Consider the following 20,303-nt stretch of genomic DNA (forward strand, 5'->3'; position numbering starts at 1 on the left):
AAGCTTTGTCTGTTGGGTTTTTCAGGCAACTTGACATATTAACGAATGGTTCTTAAATTGGCTGGAAAACGATTTGCAAACCGATATAGAGATTTTGCGAATTTCAAATGACCTAAAAAAATCAAATCTATAACGTTTTTCATGCTGTTTTCGTGGAATCTCATATAGAGCGTTTTTTGTACCCCCCGTGAACGGTTACCTTGTCCTCCTCCTTATTTATTAAGGGTTTTACGTTAAGTTGACACCAATGCCCCTGCGTTTATCCCAAACCATACTAGCGTGTTGTTTCAGTAAGTTCTGAATATATTGCCGATATTCTTCTAGTTTTGCCATTTTGATATCACCTCCTGTTCAATATTATAACCTGCTAAACAAAGTTGATTTGTTTATAAAAGCGATAAAATAACAAATATTGATTCAGAAACAGGTGAAATAATTAAATTATTTAACCCGCGTACTCAAATTTGGTCTGAGCATTTTTCCTGGACAAAAGATGGATTACAAATTGTGGGTAAAACACCAACTGAGAGAGCTACTGTTAAAGCTTTGCATTTAAGTGATGATGCAGATGTTTTAGAAGTTCGCAGTTATTGGGTACTTGCTGGTTGGCATCCTCCAGAAAATTAATAAATTCATAATCATGAACAATTATGAAAATATGTCATAAAGATTTATAAATGTTAACAATTCAAAAAATAAATATATAATTTGACGTATTTTTTATTGAAAAATTATCCTAAATAAAATCCCAAAATATCTACCAATAGGCTATTGTCAGAACAGATAAATTTTAGTTTGCTATTAATTTTGTTAGTCGTTATATTGCCTTTAGCACTGCAAAAAACCACATAAAAGAAATAGGAATTTTCATGCACATACCCGACGGATTTGTTTCTGTACCAGTAGCCGCAGCCACCAGTTTAGCCAGTACAGCCGCCTTATTTGTAGCTTTTGAGCGATCGCAAACAGCTTTTGGCATTCGTCGCGCCCCCATTCTCGGCTTAACCACAGCCTTTATTTTCGCCGCCCAAATGATTAATTTTCCTGTAGCGGGGGGGACTAGCGGACACTTATTAGGAGGGGCTTTAGCCGCCATTATTTTAGGTAGTCCTTGGGCGGGAATGTTATGTATTGCTACAGTTTTAATTATTCAAGCCGTGCTATTTGCCGATGGTGGCATCACCGCTTTAGGTGCAAATATTTTTAATATGGGGATAGTCGGCGTGTGGGTAGCGTGGGGATTAACCCAAACCTTACAACGATTATTGGGCGGTTCTCAAAGGCGTTTACCCCTAGCAGCCGGCATAGCCGCCGCAGTTAGCGTAGTTGTCGCCGCCTTAGCTTGTGCCATTGAATTAGCCCTTTCTGGAACAGCACCAGCGAGCATAGTTTTACCCACCATGACGGGTGTACATATTTTGATTGGTATTGGAGAAGGATTAATTACCGGGGGTGTATTAACCTATCTAGCCACAGCCCGTCCAGATTTGTTACCAGGTGAAGAACATAAAGTTAGAGGCTGGTTAGTTCCCGTTGTGAGTATTTTGCTGATTTCGGGTGTGTTGTCTCTATTTGCTTCTGCTTGGCCAGATGGTTTAGAAAAAGTAGCAGAAAACTTGGGTTTTATCAACTTAGCTGAACAAGTCAGAGTGGTAGTACCAACACCTTTGGCTGACTATGAGATTAAAGGTTTAGGGCAAATCGGCACAAGTATTGCCGGTTTGGTAGGTTCTACAGCTTGCTTCACTGTAGCTTTTGGAATTGCTAAAGTCATGAAACCTAAGAATGCTTAAAATTTCCTTGCCATTACGCTTGCAATTATCCCTCATTATTGTAATTGGCGCAGCGTTTTTAAAACATCATACTTGGTCTAATTTACTAGTATATGGGGCGATCGCCCTTTTATGGGTTGGCCTATTACAAGTACCCATTCGTAAATTAAGCGGTTTACTTGGTGCAGAATTAATTTTTCTATCATTGATGGCTTTGCCTTTGGGATGGGAAAAAGCCAGTTTTTTACTTGTGCGTTCCCTAATTTGTTTAATTACCATGAATAGTTTTTTATTAACCTTACCCCCTCACAGTTTGGGTATTGCCCTTAAAAGCTTACCAATACCTGCCCCATTAAAAGAAAACCTGATCCTAGCCGCGCAATACTTAGAAATATTACTTTTAGAAGTAACGCAAATGCAGCGCAGCGCCCAATTACGTGGTTTAAATGGTGCAGCAGGATGGCTGCGTTATGCCAGTGCTTCCATGATTGGGGCGTTGTATCTTCGCACCCTCGACAGAGCGGAAAGAGTTTATGCTGCTATGGTAGCTCGTGGATATAATGGACAATTACCAATAGATTCCCCCCTCAAATCGAAAGAACGTTTTATCTTGTTAATAGCTGGGGTGACAGCTACTTGTTTAACCCTAAGTTCCTACTTTATTGTTATTTGAGTCGTGAATCTTGACATCCTTAACTTCTAATCCCCAAATTTCCCTGTCTCAACCGCATACCAATGTCGTTGAAGTCCAAAATCTGGTCTATGCCTATTCGCGCCAGCAACCCGTATTACAAGAAATTTCTTTTAGCTTACAAACAGGCGATCGCATCGCCTTAATGGGGGCTACAGGCTCAGGAAAAAGCACCTTATTAGAAAACCTCATCGGCTTAAAACATCCCCAAAGTGGCAGAATCTGGATTAACGGCATCCCCCTATTGCCAACCACCTTACCTCAAATACGCCAACAAATTGGTTTTAGCTTTCAAGATGCTAACGACCAATTATTTATGCCCACAATCCTGGAAGACGTTACTTTCGGACCCCTTAACTATGGTGTTTCACCCATAGCTGCAAAAGATAAAGCCCATCAACTATTAGCCGACTTCGGACTAGAAGCTTACGCCCACCGTTCCGCCCATGAACTTTCTGGAGGACAAAGACGTTTAGCCGCCTTAGCAGCAATTTTAGCCCTAGATCCAGCCATTCTCATCTTAGACGAACCCACCAACGGACTAGATCCAGCATGGCGACGGCATTTAGCTCACGTATTATTAAAATTGCCCGTACAAGTGATGTTAATAGCTTCCCATGATCTCAATTGGCTAGGAAGAGTAACTCAACGGGCTTTAGTCCTATCTACGGGTAAAATCCAAATAGACAGCGACATTCAAACACTGTTGCAAGATCGCAAAACCTTAGATAAATTAGGGTTGCCAGTAGATTGGTAAACTGCTCAACACAGAAATTCGTAATTGCGAATTAATAATCAATTGGCTTAATATTTAGGGGATTTTATCGGTCTTGGGATTTTAATGTTGTTTTCCCGTTATTCAGTTATTGCTCCTGTTAGCCTGAGCATTACTTTGTTAATTACCAGTTGCAGCGAGACTAAAAGCTCCCAATGTCAGCGATTAGTTACAGTTGTAAATCAAGGTACATCACTGATTGACATCAAAAAAGGTCAGCAGGTATCAACCAGCTTGCAATTATCCAAAGACTTAAAAAATGTTACTAAGTCTATTCAGGAATTAAATTTAAAAGATCCCAAACTGCAAGAATTTGAAACCAAATTTATCAAAATCTTTGATCATCTTAGTGAAGCCATAGCCAAAGCTTCTCAAGCACTTGGGGACGCTAAAAAAGCAGAAGCATCATCAGATGGTAGAGCAAAAATTGAAAAAGCCAGAAAAGAAATTGATTCCGCACTAACAACAGCCGCCAAAACTGCCGGTAAAGAATCAGATACTCTAGGCGTTCAATTAAATAAATATTGTAGCCAAGCAGAATCAACTAAGTAAGGTTTGCGAGTATGGCTAACGCCACGCTGCGCTAATCAAAAGGTAGGGGCGCAGGTCCTGCGCCCATTCGGGAGTATGGCTAACGCCACGCTACGCTATCAGGAGGATTTAGAAGAAGTTATACAGCAAATTGTCATCAAACCCGGAACAAGAACCCCACCCCCAACCCCCTCCAGTATCAAAAGCTTATCCTTTTCTTCCCCCCGCTGCGGGGGGATTTAGGGGGGTGCGATGAGGGGGCTAAGATGTACCTTATAAGTAATTGGACAAAAATATTTACAGTCATTGCGAGCGAAGGGAAGCAATCACAACCCTTGCGATTGCTTCATTTCACTTCGTTCCATATGGCTAACGCCACGCTACGCTGTCAGCAAACCCTAGTTAGCTTTCCAGATTGTGTTTCTTGATTTAATCACAATTATCACAATGTCCACAACGCCAATTAGCAGTTGGTGTTTCAAAGCCAAAGGCATTTAGTAAAAACTGCCAACGACATTTTTTATTAGTGAGATATTCACTCATTTGTTTAGCAGCTTGTAATTGTGTTTTTTCTGGATTTCCTGACTGCAAAGACATAGAATAATGAAAAGGATCAAGCCATGCCAACTGTCCATTACTATGCAGAAGAGAAAGTGCCACAGCACTATTCGGAAATTCTTTAATTACAGTATTTATTTCTCCTTGGAGTGGTAATTGTTTGGCTAATTGTTGAGCTTTTTGTTGTTGCAATTTCATTTGTGACTCAAAAAACTTCTGTCTTTGCTTATCCTCAGCATCTAAAAATCCCGTCGGTTCACTTACCAAAGTTAAAACATCAGCAGGTTTGCCATCTCTTCCCGCCCTGCCGATTTCTTGCACATATTCAGATAATAAATGTGGCGCATGAAAGTGAACCACCCAGCGCACATCTGATTTATTTATCCCCATCCCAAAAGCACAAGTACACACAACAAATGGGATTTTTCCACCTAACCAACTAGCTTCAATATTGCGGCGTTCTGCTGGACTTAATCCTGCATGATAACTAGCAGTTTGATAACCATTTTCTATTAACCACAGGCTTAAATTTTCACTATCTCTTCGAGTCCGTACATAAATTAAACCAACTTGATTTGGTCGTTTTTGAATAAACTTTAATAATTGTTGTTTTCTCCCTTTAGGAGTCCAAGCAATTCGGACAATAGGATTTAAATTTTCTCGATAGGGATTAATCCGAAAAATCTCAGGTTTGTCTAATTTTAAAACTGTAGAAATAATCTTTTGGGCTAAAGGATCAGCCGTTGCCGTAAAGGCTGCTATACTAATTTTTGTTCCCGGTGGTTTTGATTTTAGCAAAGCTTCACGCACAGCCCCTAAACGCCGATAAGCCGGACGAAAAGTATCACCCCACTGCACTAAACAATGGGCTTCATCCAGAATTAAACCATTAATTTGCAGTTGAGGATTACACAACTTTTGCCATACTGCTGGACTGAGTAATGTTTCTGGTGATAAATACAATAATCTTAATTGCTGTTTTTCCAAAGCTTGCAAGGTTGCATTGCGTTGAGATGCAGTTAATTCACTGTGTAAAAGTGCTGCTTTTTGTGATAGTTGCCGTAATTCCTCAACTTGGTTTTCCATTAGTGCCACCAAAGGAGAAACTATTAAAGTCAATCCTGTTTTTAGGAGGGCGGGAAGTTGAAAACAAATTGACTTTCCCCCACCAGTGGGCATAATAATTAGAGCATCTTTTTGTGATATTAAACAGTTAACAATTTCTTTTTGAGGAGGACGAAAATCGTCATATCCCCAAATTGCCTTTAATGCTGCGCGAACATCTTGCCAAGATTCTGTTACTGGGAGATTCATGTTTTTACCACAAAAGCACAAAGAACGATAAAGGGAAAAGAAAATAGAGGAAATATTTATCTTTACTTTTCCCAATTACCAATTACCAATTACCAATTACCAATTACCAATTACCAATTACCAATTACCAATTACCAATTACCAATTACCAATTACCAATTACCAATTACCAATTACCAATTACCAATTAGTTCTTGATCATTCCATTCCAAAGTATCACCAATGTTTTCCCCATTATGGTAGGCGGCTAGTAATACTTCACAGGTTTTACCATAGGATATCGCACCAGTGGCATCAAGAGCGATCGCCCCAAAATCCCGATTATTCCTCTTTGCTTCTGTAAATGATCGCTGCATAGCATCCTGTAGTGACATTCCATCAGTAACACGCACCACAACCTTAGCAGCTAAACACTCATCAATAATATCTTCCCCAATCCCCGTACAACTCACAGCCGCCTGACTAGTCGCATAATTACCCGCTGGCATAGCTGAATCACTAACTCGCCCAATGCGTTCAAAGCCTTTGCCCCCAGTAGAAGTACCAGCAGCTAATTTACCATAGCCATCTAAAGCCACAACACCAATAGTCCCCCTACCAGAACTTTCTGCCATTTCTGGTTCTGCCACTACCCCAGCCATGGTTCTTTTAAAGTTATCCTGGCGTTCTAGAGTCCACTCTTTCAACCGCAAATCAGTTAGACCATTGTAAATAGGAACTTGCAACTCCCGTGCCAACTCAGCCGCACCATAATCAGACAAAACCCGATCATCAGCATCTTGTAAAAACACCGCCATTTCAATCGGATTCTTGACTCGTGACACATTAATTACACCACTAAACCGCCCCGCTGTCCCATCCATAATGGAAGCACTCATGCGGATTTGTCCATCAGATTGGAGGACAGAACCAGTACCAGCATTAAAGCGGGGTTCATCTTCCAACATCTGACAACCCCGAACTACAGCCTCAGTCGCACTTGCACCCGTTAGCAAAAGAGCATAAACTTCCGCAACAATCTGAGACAGAGAGTTGCGGACTGCTATTAATCCCCCCTTACCTTGGAGAGAACTACCAGCACCACCATGAATAATTAATTTAGGTTGCATTTGTAAAATCATTTATTTTCTTCGTAGGGGCGCAGGGCCTGCGCCCATATATTTATTGGTTGGTCTAGCTCTCATTTTTAGCCTGAGAACGACGACGACGGCAACGTTCTGAACAATATTTCACTTCATCCCAACAATCTTGCCATTTTTTCCGCCAAGTAAAGGGACGTTGACATACTACACAGATTTTTTCCGGTAAATCAGATTTAGAACAAGTAGGACGCATAACGTAACAATAACGTAACAATAAACACGAAAAACATCATCTATCAAAAAATACATCTAAAGACGGATGACAAGGATTTTTTAATCCTTGTACTGTCTACAATTAACCAAGCAAAATTAATTACATAGGTTTTCCCAAATTCTCCGATAATTTGCGGAAAACAGATGTAATGGAAGCTTTCCAATTTGTATGGTTTCTGGACTACCTTAACGGCTGATTATGAAAACACTAAAAGAGCTTATTAATAAAGCCAAAAAACGATTGCTCAAAATGCACTTTAAAAGTGGTGTTAAGCATATTGGCGGTAACTTGTCCTCTCTGGACTTTGTCCAGTTTGCGGTTTAAAGGATCAGTCTAAAGTCTTTGCTGAGGCTGACTTTGATCTTAATCAATTAGACAGTTTTGCCTTTGCTTGTCGTAAACTGCTCGAATATATGCACTACAGACTGATATCTTGTCCAACTTGTGATGTACTGTATGCCAGTCCAATTCCTGAATTAAGTGAATTAGCAACTGCCTATCATGAAGCTGCTTTTGATAGTTCAGAAGAAGCCCATTATGCGAGTCGTACTTATGCCAGTTTTTTACCCGAAATTATGCAACATATTCCTAATTTAGATGGTGCGATTGATATTGGCACAGGGGATGGAGCATTTTTAGAGGAATTGCTGCGTACAGGGTTTACTTCTGTTATTGGAGTAGAACCTTCCCAAGCACCTATTCTAGCGGCTAAGGAGGAAATACAACCATTAATTAATGGTCTTTTCAGGGTTGAGGATTTCCAAGCGGGAACTTTTAGTCTTATTACTTGTTTTCAAACTTTAGAACATTTGTATGACCCTAAACAAATGTGTCAAGATGCTTATACTCTTGTCAAAAAAGGTGGGGCTGTTTTTTTCATTTGTCATAATCATCGCGCTCTCTCAGCTAAAATTTTGAGAATGAGATCTCCCATTTTTGATATTGAACATTTACAATTGTTCTCGGAAAAAAGTGCTAGATATCTTTTAAAAACGAATGGTTTTACAACGATAACAACTAAAGTTATCTTTAATCGTTATCCTTTACATTACTGGGTAAAATTATTCCCACAAGGGGATTGCGGGAAGGCTGGGAGCCGCGTCTCTTTAGATCGCGGGGGAAAGCCTACCCGTGCGGTTTTAACCGCTGCCAATATTCTCAACCATGATGCGGGTCATTAATATATCTTTCTATTGTGTCGGCGGCAACACTCCCCGCAGTTGAAAAGAAATAGCTACTAGTCCAAAGTGACGGTAGCTTTTTTAATTCTGGAAACTCTTTTCTTAGATAATTAGATGAGCGTCCTTTAAATGCTTTAACTACCTGAAATATTGCATCGGTTGGATGAATCTCTACAAATAAATGAATATGATCTGGCGCAACTTCTAACGCACGAATATTCCAGTCTTTTTCAATAGCTAATGCCGAAAATATCTCAAAAATCCTATCTCTGATTTTCCCAACAAGTACCTTCTTTCGGCGTTTAGGTATCCAGACTAGATGAATCACGCTCAACCCGACAGCGTAATTATAATGCCGATATTCATAAGAACTTTTTTTCATAGATTTTAGCTATTGACTTCCTTTTAATTGGAGATTAACATAGTTATATCATCAATCACATCAACAAAATAAACCTGTGCAAATACGCTGGAGATTCAAGCTACAACCGAATATTGGGCAACAAGCCTTAATGTCTGAGTGGCTTGTTACTTTGCGGAAACACAGAAATTATTGCTTGGCAGAACGTCAGCGCGGTTTTGAGACTAATAACCAGAAATCAGATGAGTCCGTGATGTACTATTATGGTGCATTCTCAGACTTAGATAGTCGAATTGAATATGGTTCTTATTGCCCTTTGACCTGCCCTATTGTTAAACATGGCATCATGTATGCTGAGTTAACAAAAAATAGCAAAAAGCATGGTTTAATCTGGGGTAACGCGACTGATATTCAAAGTAAAAGAACAACTGAATTACGTTCTGAGTCTGAATGGTATAGCCGAATTAATTCAGATGTTTTACAAGGCAATTTAGCTAAATTAGATATTGCTTATAACGGATTTTTTCAACACAAAAGGGGTTTCCCTGCGTTTCGTAAAGCAGCTAACTTTAAAACTTTTCAATTCAAGCCAGGACAAGTAAAATTAACCGTTAATCGTGAATCTAATCAGCCAAGATGCTATTCCCATGCCTACTTTCCTGGACTGGGGACTATGCGCTATTTTGATAGTCGTACTATTCCAGTAGATGCTGACATTAGAACGGTAACAGTAATTCAAGAAGCTGATGGCTGGTACATGAGTGTATTGCTCAACTTGCCTGAATCTTTACCTGAAGTTACAGGAATTGAAACCGTTAAGTCGGCAGTAGGTATTGATGTAGGAATTAATAAATTAATTTCTTTGTCTGATGGTTCGTTTATTGAAAATCCTCATCTGGCAACTAATAAGAAAATTCGCCGTCAATTAAGAATTAGACAGCGCCGAGTTAATCGTAAAGTCAAGGGTTCTAACAATCGCAAAAAAGCTGGGAAAATAGTTGCCAAGCTACATAAAAAAATTGCAGATAAGCGAAATGATCATCAATGGAAAGCAGCTAATAAAGTTGTTAACACCGCTGAGGCAATTGTCCAAGAGCATCTAAATGTTAAGGCTATGAAGTCCCGGTGCAAACCCAAAAGGCAGCAAGGACGATTTATGGCTAATGGTCAATCTGCAAAACGTGGATTAAATCGCTCTATTTCTGATGCCAGTTGGGGCGAATTATTTTCTAAGATTGCTTGGCTGGCATTGAAGTCTGGTAAGCCAGTATTATCCGTTCATCCTAAATTTACTTCTCAAGAATGTTCGGCTTGTCATCATATTAGTAAAGCTAATAGAGATGGCGAAAAGTTCATTTGTGAACATTGTGGTCATATTGACCATGCTGATACTCAAGCTTCTCGGACAATTTTACGAAGAGCTAATTTAAAATTTGTCAGCAAAGACATTAAAAACCTACCGGGGGACTCTCGGAAAGTTACGCTTGTCAGAGATGATTCTGCCAGTAATGGCAAACAGGATCAGGGCAAGAACCGTACATCTAAGGTAATACCTGAAAAGCGGATATTATTCGAGCAGTTGTCTTGACAATTATTCGATTAAGAATCCCCGCCTCTTTAGACCGGGGAGTGTCAATTCCTTTAAAACTCAAGCGCTTCTGTCTTTCTTTTCTGAAGAAGACAAAAATCGGCTACTTACCCGTTTCTATTCCCGCTGGTAATCTTGCAGTAATCGGCTATAAAAAGTGAAATTAAACTGGAAAATTTAGACTTAAAAAAATCTTCTCAGTTGGGATTTTTGCAAATTACCAGTTTTATAAATTACATCTACGAAATCAGAATTGAAAGAAGCAAAACATTTTTTAAAATTCTCAGATTCACGTAAAGCTATAATATGAATATAATTCTACGTTAACTGACTTGTAACATAAATTGGATCTTTATAAATCATTAGTTGGTCATTTCCTATTTACTCTGGTGAAAACCGAACCGGAGTGGTTGCACAAACAAACCATCGGTAGTCTAAATTGGCTGTCGAAAGCCAGTTATTATCCTTATACCAATTGGTTGAACAACCTCCTTCAGCAATATCTGTGTCTCAATGATCCACGATTAGAACAAACCGTACTGGGAATGAAATTTCCCAATCCTTTGGGTTTGGCGGCTGGATTTGACAAAGACGGCGTTGGCGCTAATATCTGGCATAATTTTGGTTTTGGTTTTGCTGAATTGGGTACTGTTACTTATCACCCCCAACCGGGAAATCCGCCCCCTCGGTTGTTTCGTTTACCTTTAGATCAAGCAGCACTTAACCGGATGGGTTTTAATAATGCTGGTGCTGTCGCTATGGCTGCAAGACTGAAGGAGGGGAAAGAGAACTTGAATTATCCAATACCCATACCTATAGGTATAAATTTAGGTAAATCCAAGATCACACCTTTGGAATTAGCAGCCCAGGATTATCTAGAGAGTTTTCGGTTACTCAAGGATTTGGGTGATTATTTTGTAGTTAATGTTTCCTCTCCTAATACTCCGGGATTGCGATCGCTCCAGGATGCTGCCATGCTCAGTCAAATATTGGACGGATTACAACAGGAAAACACCGCGAAAAAACCCATATTTGTGAAGATAGCCCCCGATTTAGAATGGGATGCCATAGTTGATATTATTAATCTGGCTCAAGCTTACCAAATCGCTGGTTTAATCGCCACTAACACCACGATTAGCCGGGAAGGACTCAAAACCCAAATCATTGAAAAAACTGGCAAATCTCCCCAAGAAGAAGCGGGAGGAATTAGTGGAAAACCAGTGAGCGATCGCTCCACAGAAGTAATTCGCTTTATTTACCAACAAACCCAGGGACAAATGCCCATCATTGGCGTAGGTGGCATATTTACCGCCGAGGATGCTTGGGAAAAAATCACAGCCGGTGCTTGTCTTATTCAAACCTATACAGGCTGGATTTATGAAGGACCAATAATGGTACGCCGCACCCTCGCAGGTTTATTAACCAAGCTAGAAGAAAACGGCTTAACATCCATCAGTCAAGCGATAGGAATGGGTAATAGGTAATGCTATTTTAGAGGATGTTTTAAAAGTGGTATCCCATAATTTTCATCACATTGTTAAGTAGTGAGACAGAATTAATTATACAATGTCATTGCGTTAGCGCAGCGTGGCGTTAGCCATAGGGAACGAAGTGAAATAAAGCAATCACAACCCTGGCGATTGCTTCCCTTCGCTCGCAATGACTGTAAATATTTTTGTCCAATTACTTACCCCCCTAGTCCCCCCGATGCTTTGGGGAGAAACCGGAAAAATTAGTTCCCATGCTTTGGGGGAAAACCGAAGAAATTAGTTCCCTCCCCTTTACAAGGGGAGGGTTAGGGAGGGGTAATTTGAGGAATAATGGTGATTCGATAACCTCTAAGGGGAGGGTTAGGGTGGGGTAAAAATCCAGCAACCATGAATTTTCAAGCACCCTCCAAGCTAAAAAAAATTCTTTTTCCTGTTGCCTATTCCTGAATTGGGAAAAACTCCTTAGACCTACGAGAATAAGACCAAGCAATACCATCAGGATCACGGCTACGACACCACTCAGCAAAATCTGGGTCATTGCGTCGCTTGTAAACCGTACTGGAATAGACATTTAGCCGTTTAGCTAATTCAGATTGAATCAGCGAACCAAAAACTAACTGTTCTTCTAGTGGTTTTCTCACTTCCTCATGGGTAGGAACAGATAAGGATTCAGATTGCGCTTCCCCCTCCAGGGAAATAGATGGAGGTGGAGCTAAAAACGAACGGGCAATTTTAGTAACTGGTTGATCGGGGAGTTTTTCTACCAATTCACTACTATCAAGAATATCACCAAGAATACTGGCATTAATAAAGTAGTACGATTGATCCTCCTCATTTTCTGAATCTAGTACACTAGCACCAAATTCCTTAGCTTTGCCATCTAAATAGCGTTTTGCCGCCTCTGCCGAAAAATTACCCTTGATTGCCAAGTCCGTGGGTGTAATTTTGCCATGATTTTCCTCAACCAATTCATAAAAGAGTGGGTTAACTTGGTTGCACCACTTTTCCCATCTAGATTGCTGCCAAAGGTTGAAAACCATTAACAGCCCCAAAATTACCAGTAAAACTTTCCAGGTATTGACCAAGAAAATAATCAAAAACGATATCGGCAAAATTAGAACGAGAAAACTTTTGCCAGGGCTTTCTATGGTTTTTTCACTCATACTGATTTTTGCCAAGTGAATTTTTACAAAATAATATCTCTATCTTGGCAAAAATTTGGACATTTGTTTGTATCTTTTGGCAAAATTGTCGCTAATTATTCGGCAAAAGCTACTGATATATAAAAAAGTAACTAATTATATAAGTATATTTTTCCAGCTTTTGAGAAATTAATCTGTAGTCAGATTAGGTTGAGAAAGATTAAAATTAAGCGATGACATAGCGGTATGCACTTGAATAAGATACAGAATTTACCTAAAAAACCATATACCAACGGACTTTCCACTCTGTTCCCTGTTCCCTGCTATATAATAATCAATCACTAATCATAAAAAGATGAAGATACCTGGATTTACAAGTAACAGAGATAAAAAATCAACTTCAACTAGACGAAAATCCTATTTTTTGATTCCCCCATTAGCGCTTTGGCATCCTTGGTGGCATCAATTTATGGATTGGATGGTAATATTTTTAACTGTAATGTTATGCTTAATAATGTTGCCAACTCGTCTTCCTGGAATGGAATTATTAGGCATTGGTCCTAACTGGCTACTGATTTGGGTAGTGGCTTGGAGTGTTAATCGCTCAGTATTTTCTGGTCTGCTGTCAGGAATCATTTTAGGACTATTGCAAGATGCAATGACATCACCAAATCCCACTCATGCTTTGGGTTTGGGAATCGTGGGAATGTTAACAGCCCTAATGCAAAAACAGCGGTTTATTCAAGAAGACTTTATTTCTATTGCTTTAATTGTATTTGTGATGGCTGTGGTGGCAGACACTATTTTTGCTTTCCAGTTATCTTGGGAGGGAAATCGTCATGCCGCCAGTATTTGGACATATTACCAGCGTGCAACCTTAGCTTCGGCAATTCTTAGTAGTTTGTGGGCGCCTGTGGTTTATTATCCTCTTAATCGCTGGTGGCAGCAGATGAAATTAATTCGTAATTCTTAAGTCAAATGGATAACTTTCCAGGAGTCTCTCCAGCATCTACATCCTTACCTGAAAACCATCAATTTGCACAGCCTGTAGTCCCGGAATTAGTAGGTAATGACTTTGATTCGCGGATGATGCTACGGTGCGTAGAATTAGCTCGCATTGCGTTGGGACACACTTCACCAAATCCCTTGGTGGGGGCAGTGGTTGTCCAAAATGGGGAGATTGTGGGGGAAGGGTTTCATCCTCGTGCTGGTGAACCACACGCCGAGGTTTTTGCCCTTAGAGCAGCGGGAGAACGGGCGCACTTAAGCACTATTTATGTGAGTCTTGAGCCTTGTAATCACTATGGACGGACTCCTCCCTGTTCAGAAGGATTAATCAATGCTGGTGTGTCTAAGGTGGTGGTAGGAATGGTTGATCCTAATCCCTTGGTAGCAGGTAGCGGGATTGCACGGTTAAGGGCTGCGGGGATTGAAGTTGTAGTTGGAGTAGAGGAAGCGGCTTGTCGGCGTTTAAATGAAGGTTTTATTCATCGCATTCTCTATCAACGACCTTTAGGTATTTTGAAATATGCTATGACTTTAGATGGTAAAATTGCCACTACTGCTGGTCATAGTTCTTGGGTAACAAATCAAGATGCTCGCACTGAGGTGTATCAATTGCGAGGGGCTTGTGACGCGGTGATTGTTGGTGGGAATACAGTGAGAAAAGATAATCCTTACTTGACTAGCCATCAAGTTGCTGCTCATAATCCTCTACGAGTTGTGATGAGTCGTAGTCTGAATTTACCAGAACAGGCTTGCCTATGGGATACTCAGGAAGCTCCAACTTTGGTTGTAACGGAAGTTGGCAGTTCACAAGCTTTTCAAAAAATGCTGCGGTTAAAAGGCGTGGAGGTGGTGGAATTTAGCTCCCTCACTCCAGAAATAGTCATGGGTTATTTATATGAGCGCGGTTTTTGTAGCGTGCTATGGGAATGTGGTGGTATTTTAGCAGCTAGTGCGATCGCTCAAGGCGCTGTTCAAAAAATCATGGCATTTATCGCCCCCAAAATTATTGGTGGAGATCATGCTCCTACACCTGTGGGAGACTTGGGTTTAACTAGTATGACTGAGGCATTACCGTTGGAGCGGGTAAGTTGGCGGATTGTCGGTAATGATTGCTTAGTAGAAGGTTATTTACCATCGAAACTTAAATAAACAGCACAGCCACTTGACTATGACTGTTGGCGTTCATAAGCTAAATCACGAATCAGACTCAGCCGAGATTGGATGTAATCACACAAAAAATCAATTTCATGAGGATCTAAAAAAGCTTGATTAGTTATTTGTTTAACCAACCACTGCACCAAACTAGCATCATCAAGCTGTAAGAGTGTTACTGTGTGGGTGGCTTCAACGATAGACCAAAATTGACGCATGATAGTTGGAGTCATTAGACCTCTATATTAATCATTAGTTCTTTTTAGATTACACAATTATGATATTAACTGACTGCATAAATGTACAACTAGATATAACTATTATTAAAAATTCAATAAATGACCAAATATTTTGCTGAAAATTAAGAAATGTCAAGTTATATAACTTAACTTAATTTAACTTAACTAGGACTACAATTTGTGATGAGTGAAAGTTATTTTTTGTTGTGTTTTCCTCTTTTTACTAATTTTGATCAAAATGGTAACAAAGCACTCTAGAACTCTCCAATACCTTGATAAACAAGGGTTTGAATGGGGGTTACTTCAGGTTTAAAGTTTATTAACTTCCAATTTCAGATTTTTTGTACTAAAGTGAATGTAACCAGGTTATCTATATTTTTACAAGATGACAAAGTAATGGTTCAACCTGATAACATAAGGAATGCGGTTGAGGAAAACCTCTCAACGTTTCACTCTATTGATCTAAATAGCATAAATCAATATTGCCAAAACAATCCTGTTGGCAAAATGTTACCTGATGCCTTTTACATTCATATTTTAGCTTTACATACTCTTGACCCTTGGCTTCAGGAATATGAAAGCCGCGCCCGTACTTGTAGTGAGCGAAGTCGAACTAGTGTCTTACCTAAAGTCCAGTCGGCAACTCTGGTCAAGTTTAGTACAAACAAACCCAAGATTTCCTATTTATTCTATCCTGATTTTGATACTGATCCTCATCCGGCTTTACAAGCTAGTATTCAGGTTGACTTAGAAACTCTAGAAGTTGGTTATCGGGATTACAGCGATTCGGAAAATCCCCCCATTCTACACCGCAAAGAAACTTTTGTGACTCCAGAATATCCCCTCTATGAAGAGTTTGCAGCTTTAACTCGCGCTCAAGTTGCTTTAGGTTTACTTAATCATCCTAAAGGAATTGGCACTAAGTTGGGTTGGGAACAACGGTTACAAGTTTTTGGGGTGGAAGTGCAAGGACATTGCTTAATTAAACGGGAAAGCAGTTCCATAAGTACAAATATAGTTCCCAAAATAGAGCGTCACAAAGCCGCAATTATTCGCCCTGATTTATCTCGTCCTGTGCGGTTAGCTTTGGAATTGAGCTTATTTAGTCCAGAAACCACCTTTTTTGATTATGGTTGTGGACATGGTGGCGATGTTACCCGTATTGCTGAACAGGGTTATACAAGTTGTGGCTGGGACCCCTATTACTCTACGCATACGCCTAGAGTAGCTGCGGACATTGTGAATATTGGTTTTGTGATTAATGTCATTGAACACCAAAGCGAGCGCCGGGAAGCCCTAATCCAAGCTTGGGAACTGACTCAAAAAGTCCTGCTGGTAGCCGCCCAAGTGTTGATATCTGATATTAAGCGGGGTGTAATTGCTTATGGCGATGGCATCATCACTAATCGCAACACATTTCAGAAATATTATGAACAAGAAGAATTAAAAATTTACATTGACCAAGTATTAGGCGTTGACGCAATTCCTGTGGCTTTGGGGGTTTATTTTGTGTTTCGAGATGAAGCTGAAGCTGAGTTATTCCGTGCTTCTCGCTTCCGTTCCCGCGCGACTACTCCCAGAATCCGTCTTTGTGTAAAAAGGTTTGAGGAACATCAGGAATTATTGACACCGCTGATGACTTTTCTGACGGAACGGGGAAGAATGCCTATTAAGGGAGAATTACCTCAAGAATCAGCAATTGTTCAGGAATTTGGGAGTTTACGCCGGGCGTTTAATATCATTATACAGGCAACTGACTCGGAAGAATGGCAAGCGATCGCTGACAAACGCCGTCAAGATTTAATGGTTTATTTAGCACTGTGTAATTTTAGCCGTCGTCCCCGATTAGGACAATTAGCACCAGCAGTACAAGAGGACATCCTGGGTTTATATAGTAGTTATAAACAAGCCTGTTTAGATGCTGACCAAATGTTACACAGTCTGGGAAATACAGAACTAATTATTAAACGTTGTCAGGAAAGCAAGGTCGGGAAAAAATTACCTAATTCCCTTTGGGTTCACATTTCTGCATTACAAGCAGTTGACCCCTTATTACGTCTTTATGAAGGTTGTGCTAGTCGCACTATTGGACGGTTAGAAGCAGCTAATGTGATTAAATTTCATCTAAAAACGCCTAAGATATCTTATTTATTTTATCCTGATTTTGATATTAACCCTCATCCCATTTTATCAAAAGTCATGACAATTGATTTGCGAGATTTGCACGTTACTTATCAAGACTATGATCAAGAAGATGACCCACCAATCTTACACCAAATAGAAGCTTTAGTTACTCCCGATTATCCCCAATATGAGAAATTAGTTAAACTAACTTGTCAAGAAGAAGATAGGGGTCTTTTAGATAATTGGCACAGTATTAGTCATGTTTCTGGTTGGGAAAAATGTCTAAAGGAAAATTGTACTGTTATCAATGGTTATAGGTTAGCTTGGGCTAAAGATGCAGATGCTTATAAGTTGAAAGCACTTAAAGCAGCTTTGAGAACTCGACAAAGAAGGAAGAATTTTGCTCACGCAGAGACGCAGAGGCGCAGAGAGGAGGAATAGATGGTTATTTATGTTTTTTTTGCTAGTTTGACCCAATCTGTAATTCCTTTTTTTGTGGGGATTCCTGAGTTATTGAATGTCCAAATATCTCGTTTATGTTGTTGTCCATAACTAATATGGATTGGTTGGTTATAACTGTAAAAGTAGAGGGAATCAAAGGGTATTTTTGTTTGTAATATCCATTCTACTAATTCTGTACTCGGTAAATCTGTAATTAGAAAATCACAAGCAGCACCTAATCTTTCACAGTAGTATTTACCGTTTTTGTTGATTTCATGGCTAATATGTTGGTCAAGATGCGGAGCTACACGCCCATTTTTTTGCCCTGTAATTGGATCTTTTTTCTCTAGATACTTTTTTAAGTCTGGAGAACAAAAACCGTAGGTAAGTCGAAATTTTTCTCTACCAAAATAATCTATCACTGGGTCAATGATAAATTTATTTAAATCCTGTAATGCGGGAATTACTTCTGGTAGATTTTGTGGATAGGGGTTGATATTTTGGGCGTATTTATGATAGGTTTGTGTGCAGGTACAAAATTCTTCTAAGGTTAGATATTTTCCTAGTTTTAAATTATGATTATTCATAAATACTGGATGGCTATGAGACTGGTGATTTCATTGTAAGTAATTGGACAAAAATATTTACAGTCATTGCGAGCGAAGGGAAGCAATCACAACCCTTGCGATTGCTTCATTTCACTTCGTTCCATGTGGCTAACGCAATGACATTGTGTAATTAATTCTGTCTCACTACTTAGCATTTGCTAAACTTCCGTTTTATTAATTGCTGAGGTTTTTAGCCTATTTTCTTATAATTGGACTTACCAAGTTCTAAAAAACTATGAATGTTCAAGAACTTTTAGATAGATATGCCACAGGAGAAAGAAGCTTTAACTGTATTGCTTTACCAGGAGCAAATCTACAAGGAGTCAATTTGGGTGGTGTAGACTTCGGTGGAGCAGATTTGAGAGGAGCAAATCTAACAGAAGCTTCTTTAAGTGGTGCTAATTTGAGTAAGGCAAATCTCAAAGGAGCAACATTAGCAAGAGCGCATTTATCCGAAATTATTCTCTGTGGTGCTGATTTGACTCAAGCTACATTAAAAACTGCTCATCTAAATGAATCAGACCTTAGCGGTGCATTATTGAGTGGCGCTAATTTATGTGATGCTAACTTACACATGGCATCAATTTCCGCCGCAAATTTGCAGGGTGCAAACCTCAGTGGCGCAAAAATGGGAGGTGTGAGAATGTGGAAAGCAGACTTACAAGGTGCAGATTTGAGTGGTGCAGATTTAAGCGAGGCTAATTTATGCGAAGCGAATTTAACAGGCGCTAATTTAGATGATACAGATATGAGTGAAACTTTCTTAACTGGGGCAATTATGCCTGATGGTAGCATTCATAGTTGATTTTTACATCTTAGGTTGGGTTGACGCAAGGAAACCCAAGCAAATCATTAATCCTGTTGGGTTAAGAGTCGCTCAACCCAACCTACATTTCCCTAACCGAACAGTATTGCTTTTGCACTTTATTTAATTCATATTCCTAAGAGGATGTTTGAAAAGTCTCAGAATTAATCGAGATCCCCCCAACCCCCCTTTGTAAGCTCCTCATTATAGTATTTTTGTACTAACAATGTAATTGACAACTCGGAGGTTGTCAAGGGTGATAACTGGATTACTGACATAAAAATTTGCAATTAACTTAAGTACAAAGAAAATAAAAATAAATATATGATTGGTATGATTTATAATATACTAGACTTTGTTATACACTGAAAAAGTTAATGTATACCAGTGAATTAGCTAAATATTCCGCCAGGGCAGATATTGGCCAAACAAGCCGTATTCTCGTAGTCGAAGACGAAGAACTAATTCGGGAAATGTTAGTTGTAGCCTTGGAAGGGGAAGGTTATGATGTAATTGTTGCTAGTGACGGCAGAACAGCGATAGAATATCTGAAAAATTGTGAAGATAATTCTGAAAAACTGCCTTTAGATTTAGTGCTGTTAGATTTGATGTTGCCGCAAATTAATGGTCTAGATATTTGCCGTTTTTTGCGTCACCAGGGTAACTCAGTGCCAATCTTGATGTTGAGTGCTAAAGGTAGTGAAACTGACCGAGTGCTGGGCTTGGAGGTAGGTGCTGATGACTATTTGACAAAACCGTTTAGTATGCGAGAATTGGTGGCGCGGTGTCGGGCGTTACTTCGTCGTCAACGTTTAAGTACATTGCCACAAGTTCCGGTTCTCAAGCACAAAGATATAACTTTAAATGCTCAAGAGTGTCGGGTAACGGTACGTGGAGAAGAGGCGAATTTGTCTCCGAAGGAGTTCCGGCTGTTAGAATTATTTATGAGTTATACTCGACGAGTATGGTCACGGGAGCAGTTGTTGGATCAGATATGGGGTCCAGATTTTGTGGGGGATAGCAAAACTGTGGATGTTCATATTCGCTGGTTACGGGAAAAGCTGGAGGAAGATCCTAGTCATCCAGAACATATTGTGACTGTGAGGGGTTTTGGTTACAGATTTGGGTGATTTGTGAAGATAGTTGTTAGTTTTGAATAGTACACCA

At 39.7% G+C, this 20,303-nt stretch carries 20 protein-coding genes; 13 read left to right on the plus strand and 7 right to left on the minus strand.

What is annotated here, in order from left to right; genetic code table 11:
• The first annotated feature begins 869 nt into the window (after positions 1–869).
• The 4 genes from NG743_RS15160 to NG743_RS15175 all read left to right on the plus strand — a co-directional run bounded on the left by NG743_RS15160 (position 870) and on the right by NG743_RS15175 (position 3,790).
• Positions 870–1,793 carry an energy-coupling factor ABC transporter permease gene (locus NG743_RS15160; RefSeq protein ID WP_027403557.1) on the plus strand — a complete coding sequence of 308 codons (924 nt, stop codon included), beginning with the start codon at positions 870–872 and terminating at the stop codon, positions 1,791–1,793.
• Complete coding sequence (locus tag NG743_RS15165) at positions 1,786–2,445, plus strand: energy-coupling factor transporter transmembrane component T family protein (RefSeq protein ID WP_027403558.1); 660 nt, start codon at positions 1,786–1,788, stop codon at positions 2,443–2,445. Before NG743_RS15160 ends, NG743_RS15165 begins: the two co-directional genes overlap by 8 nt.
• 10 nt (positions 2,446–2,455) lie before the next feature.
• The gene (locus tag NG743_RS15170) at positions 2,456–3,220 is read left to right on the plus strand and encodes an energy-coupling factor ABC transporter ATP-binding protein (RefSeq protein ID WP_193963241.1); all 765 of its coding nucleotides are present in this window, start codon (positions 2,456–2,458) and stop codon (positions 3,218–3,220) included.
• Between the two features lie 84 nt (positions 3,221–3,304).
• On the plus strand, positions 3,305–3,790 hold the full coding sequence (locus tag NG743_RS15175) for a hypothetical protein (RefSeq protein WP_257120360.1): 486 nt from the start codon (positions 3,305–3,307) through the stop codon (positions 3,788–3,790).
• A gap of 408 nt (positions 3,791–4,198) precedes the next feature.
• Here NG743_RS15175 and NG743_RS15180 read toward each other — a convergent pair whose 3' ends face one another.
• Positions 4,199–5,641: a RecQ family ATP-dependent DNA helicase gene (locus NG743_RS15180; RefSeq protein WP_027403561.1), complete on the minus strand. Its 1,443-nt coding sequence runs from the start codon at positions 5,639–5,641 to the stop codon at positions 4,199–4,201.
• A 74-nt stretch (positions 5,642–5,715) separates the two neighbouring features.
• Here NG743_RS15180 and NG743_RS26920 point away from each other — a divergent pair, with 74 nt between their 5' ends.
• The gene (locus NG743_RS26920) at positions 5,716–5,832 is read left to right on the plus strand and encodes an alpha/beta hydrolase (protein WP_371316542.1); all 117 of its coding nucleotides are present in this window, start codon (positions 5,716–5,718) and stop codon (positions 5,830–5,832) included.
• Here NG743_RS26920 and NG743_RS15190 read toward each other — a convergent pair.
• Both NG743_RS15190 and NG743_RS15195 read right to left on the minus strand, forming a co-directional pair.
• Positions 5,815–6,762, minus strand: a complete 948-nt coding sequence (locus tag NG743_RS15190; protein ID WP_257120362.1) for an isoaspartyl peptidase/L-asparaginase — start codon at positions 6,760–6,762, stop codon at positions 5,815–5,817. The genes NG743_RS26920 and NG743_RS15190 overlap by 18 nt on opposite strands.
• Before the next feature lie 52 nt (positions 6,763–6,814).
• On the minus strand, positions 6,815–6,976 hold the full coding sequence (locus tag NG743_RS15195; RefSeq protein ID WP_071992819.1) for a DUF2256 domain-containing protein: 162 nt from the start codon (positions 6,974–6,976) through the stop codon (positions 6,815–6,817).
• Positions 6,977–7,410: 434 nt separating this feature from the next.
• Between NG743_RS15195 and NG743_RS15200 the strand changes: the two genes are divergently transcribed.
• Entirely contained in the window at positions 7,411–8,178 is a 768-nt protein-coding gene (locus tag NG743_RS15200; RefSeq protein WP_257120363.1) for a class I SAM-dependent methyltransferase, read from the plus strand.
• Here the strand turns inward: NG743_RS15200 and tnpA are convergent.
• A complete protein-coding gene (gene tnpA / locus NG743_RS15205) occupies positions 8,156–8,560 on the minus strand; it encodes an IS200/IS605 family transposase (protein ID WP_257120364.1) in 405 nt (134 codons plus the stop codon). The two genes, NG743_RS15200 and tnpA, sit on opposite strands and share 23 nt — an antisense overlap.
• Positions 8,561–8,690: 130 nt before the next feature.
• Here tnpA and NG743_RS15210 point away from each other — a divergent pair, with 130 nt between their 5' ends.
• Entirely contained in the window at positions 8,691–10,127 is a 1,437-nt protein-coding gene (locus NG743_RS15210; RefSeq protein ID WP_257120365.1) for an RNA-guided endonuclease InsQ/TnpB family protein, read from the plus strand.
• A gap of 344 nt (positions 10,128–10,471) precedes the next feature.
• On the plus strand, positions 10,472–11,611 hold the full coding sequence (locus NG743_RS15215; RefSeq protein WP_257120366.1) for a quinone-dependent dihydroorotate dehydrogenase: 1,140 nt from the start codon (positions 10,472–10,474) through the stop codon (positions 11,609–11,611).
• Positions 11,612–12,054: 443 nt separating this feature from the next.
• Here the strand turns inward: NG743_RS15215 and NG743_RS15220 are convergent, their stop codons facing one another.
• Positions 12,055–12,780: a hypothetical protein gene (locus tag NG743_RS15220; RefSeq protein ID WP_257120367.1), complete on the minus strand. Its 726-nt coding sequence runs from the start codon at positions 12,778–12,780 to the stop codon at positions 12,055–12,057.
• A 334-nt stretch (positions 12,781–13,114) separates the two neighbouring features.
• Here NG743_RS15220 and mreD point away from each other — a divergent pair, with 334 nt between their 5' ends.
• A complete protein-coding gene (gene mreD, locus NG743_RS15225) occupies positions 13,115–13,732 on the plus strand; it encodes a rod shape-determining protein MreD (protein ID WP_257120368.1) in 618 nt (205 codons plus the stop codon).
• A 5-nt stretch (positions 13,733–13,737) separates the two neighbouring features.
• Positions 13,738–14,916: a bifunctional diaminohydroxyphosphoribosylaminopyrimidine deaminase/5-amino-6-(5-phosphoribosylamino)uracil reductase RibD gene (gene ribD, locus NG743_RS15230; RefSeq protein ID WP_257120369.1), complete on the plus strand. Its 1,179-nt coding sequence runs from the start codon at positions 13,738–13,740 to the stop codon at positions 14,914–14,916.
• A gap of 17 nt (positions 14,917–14,933) precedes the next feature.
• Here ribD and NG743_RS15235 read toward each other — a convergent pair whose 3' ends face one another.
• Complete coding sequence (locus NG743_RS15235; RefSeq protein ID WP_027403567.1) at positions 14,934–15,152, minus strand: hypothetical protein; 219 nt, start codon at positions 15,150–15,152, stop codon at positions 14,934–14,936.
• A 513-nt stretch (positions 15,153–15,665) separates the two neighbouring features.
• Here NG743_RS15235 and NG743_RS15240 point away from each other — a divergent pair.
• Positions 15,666–17,723 (plus strand): DNA phosphorothioation-associated putative methyltransferase, encoded by a 2,058-nt coding sequence (locus tag NG743_RS15240; protein ID WP_371316423.1) that lies wholly within the window; start codon positions 15,666–15,668, stop codon positions 17,721–17,723.
• Positions 17,724–17,731: 8 nt separating this feature from the next.
• Here the strand turns inward: NG743_RS15240 and NG743_RS15245 are convergent, their stop codons facing one another.
• A complete protein-coding gene (locus NG743_RS15245; RefSeq protein ID WP_257120370.1) occupies positions 17,732–18,310 on the minus strand; it encodes a hypothetical protein in 579 nt (192 codons plus the stop codon).
• A gap of 256 nt (positions 18,311–18,566) precedes the next feature.
• Between NG743_RS15245 and NG743_RS15250 the strand changes: the two genes are divergently transcribed.
• Positions 18,567–19,136, plus strand: a complete 570-nt coding sequence (locus tag NG743_RS15250; RefSeq protein WP_027403570.1) for a pentapeptide repeat-containing protein — start codon at positions 18,567–18,569, stop codon at positions 19,134–19,136.
• A 377-nt stretch (positions 19,137–19,513) separates the two neighbouring features.
• Positions 19,514–20,266, plus strand: a complete 753-nt coding sequence (locus NG743_RS15255; RefSeq protein ID WP_027403571.1) for a winged helix-turn-helix domain-containing protein — start codon at positions 19,514–19,516, stop codon at positions 20,264–20,266.
• Positions 20,267–20,303 lie beyond the last annotated feature (37 nt).

The organism is Dolichospermum heterosporum TAC447 (genome assembly GCF_024584745.1).
In the GTDB taxonomy this organism is placed as follows: domain Bacteria; phylum Cyanobacteriota; class Cyanobacteriia; order Cyanobacteriales; family Nostocaceae; genus Dolichospermum; species Dolichospermum heterosporum.

Excerpts from the sequence above, each read along its gene's own strand:
- NG743_RS15220 (WP_257120367.1), bottom strand. The coding sequence starts at position 12,780 with ATGAGTGAAAAAACCATAGAAAGCCCTGGCAAAAGTTTTCTCGTTCTA.
- mreD (WP_257120368.1), top strand. The coding sequence starts at position 13,115 with ATGAAGATACCTGGATTTACAAGTAACAGAGATAAAAAATCAACTTCA.
- NG743_RS15195 (WP_071992819.1), bottom strand. The coding sequence starts at position 6,976 with ATGCGTCCTACTTGTTCTAAATCTGATTTACCGGAAAAAATCTGTGTA.
- NG743_RS15210 (WP_257120365.1), top strand. The coding sequence starts at position 8,691 with ATGTCTGAGTGGCTTGTTACTTTGCGGAAACACAGAAATTATTGCTTG.
- NG743_RS15250 (WP_027403570.1), top strand. The coding sequence starts at position 18,567 with ATGAATGTTCAAGAACTTTTAGATAGATATGCCACAGGAGAAAGAAGC.
- NG743_RS15200 (WP_257120363.1), top strand. The coding sequence starts at position 7,411 with ATGCACTACAGACTGATATCTTGTCCAACTTGTGATGTACTGTATGCC.
- NG743_RS15175 (WP_257120360.1), top strand. The coding sequence starts at position 3,305 with ATGTTGTTTTCCCGTTATTCAGTTATTGCTCCTGTTAGCCTGAGCATT.
- NG743_RS15255 (WP_027403571.1), top strand. The coding sequence starts at position 19,514 with ATGTATACCAGTGAATTAGCTAAATATTCCGCCAGGGCAGATATTGGC.
- tnpA (WP_257120364.1), bottom strand. The coding sequence starts at position 8,560 with ATGAAAAAAAGTTCTTATGAATATCGGCATTATAATTACGCTGTCGGG.
- NG743_RS15190 (WP_257120362.1), bottom strand. The coding sequence starts at position 6,762 with ATGATTTTACAAATGCAACCTAAATTAATTATTCATGGTGGTGCTGGT.
- NG743_RS15165 (WP_027403558.1), top strand. The coding sequence starts at position 1,786 with ATGCTTAAAATTTCCTTGCCATTACGCTTGCAATTATCCCTCATTATT.
- NG743_RS15160 (WP_027403557.1), top strand. The coding sequence starts at position 870 with ATGCACATACCCGACGGATTTGTTTCTGTACCAGTAGCCGCAGCCACC.
- NG743_RS15235 (WP_027403567.1), bottom strand. The coding sequence starts at position 15,152 with ATGACTCCAACTATCATGCGTCAATTTTGGTCTATCGTTGAAGCCACC.
- NG743_RS15180 (WP_027403561.1), bottom strand. The coding sequence starts at position 5,641 with ATGAATCTCCCAGTAACAGAATCTTGGCAAGATGTTCGCGCAGCATTA.
- NG743_RS15240 (WP_371316423.1), top strand. The coding sequence starts at position 15,666 with ATGTTACCTGATGCCTTTTACATTCATATTTTAGCTTTACATACTCTT.
- ribD (WP_257120369.1), top strand. The coding sequence starts at position 13,738 with ATGGATAACTTTCCAGGAGTCTCTCCAGCATCTACATCCTTACCTGAA.
- NG743_RS15245 (WP_257120370.1), bottom strand. The coding sequence starts at position 18,310 with ATGAATAATCATAATTTAAAACTAGGAAAATATCTAACCTTAGAAGAA.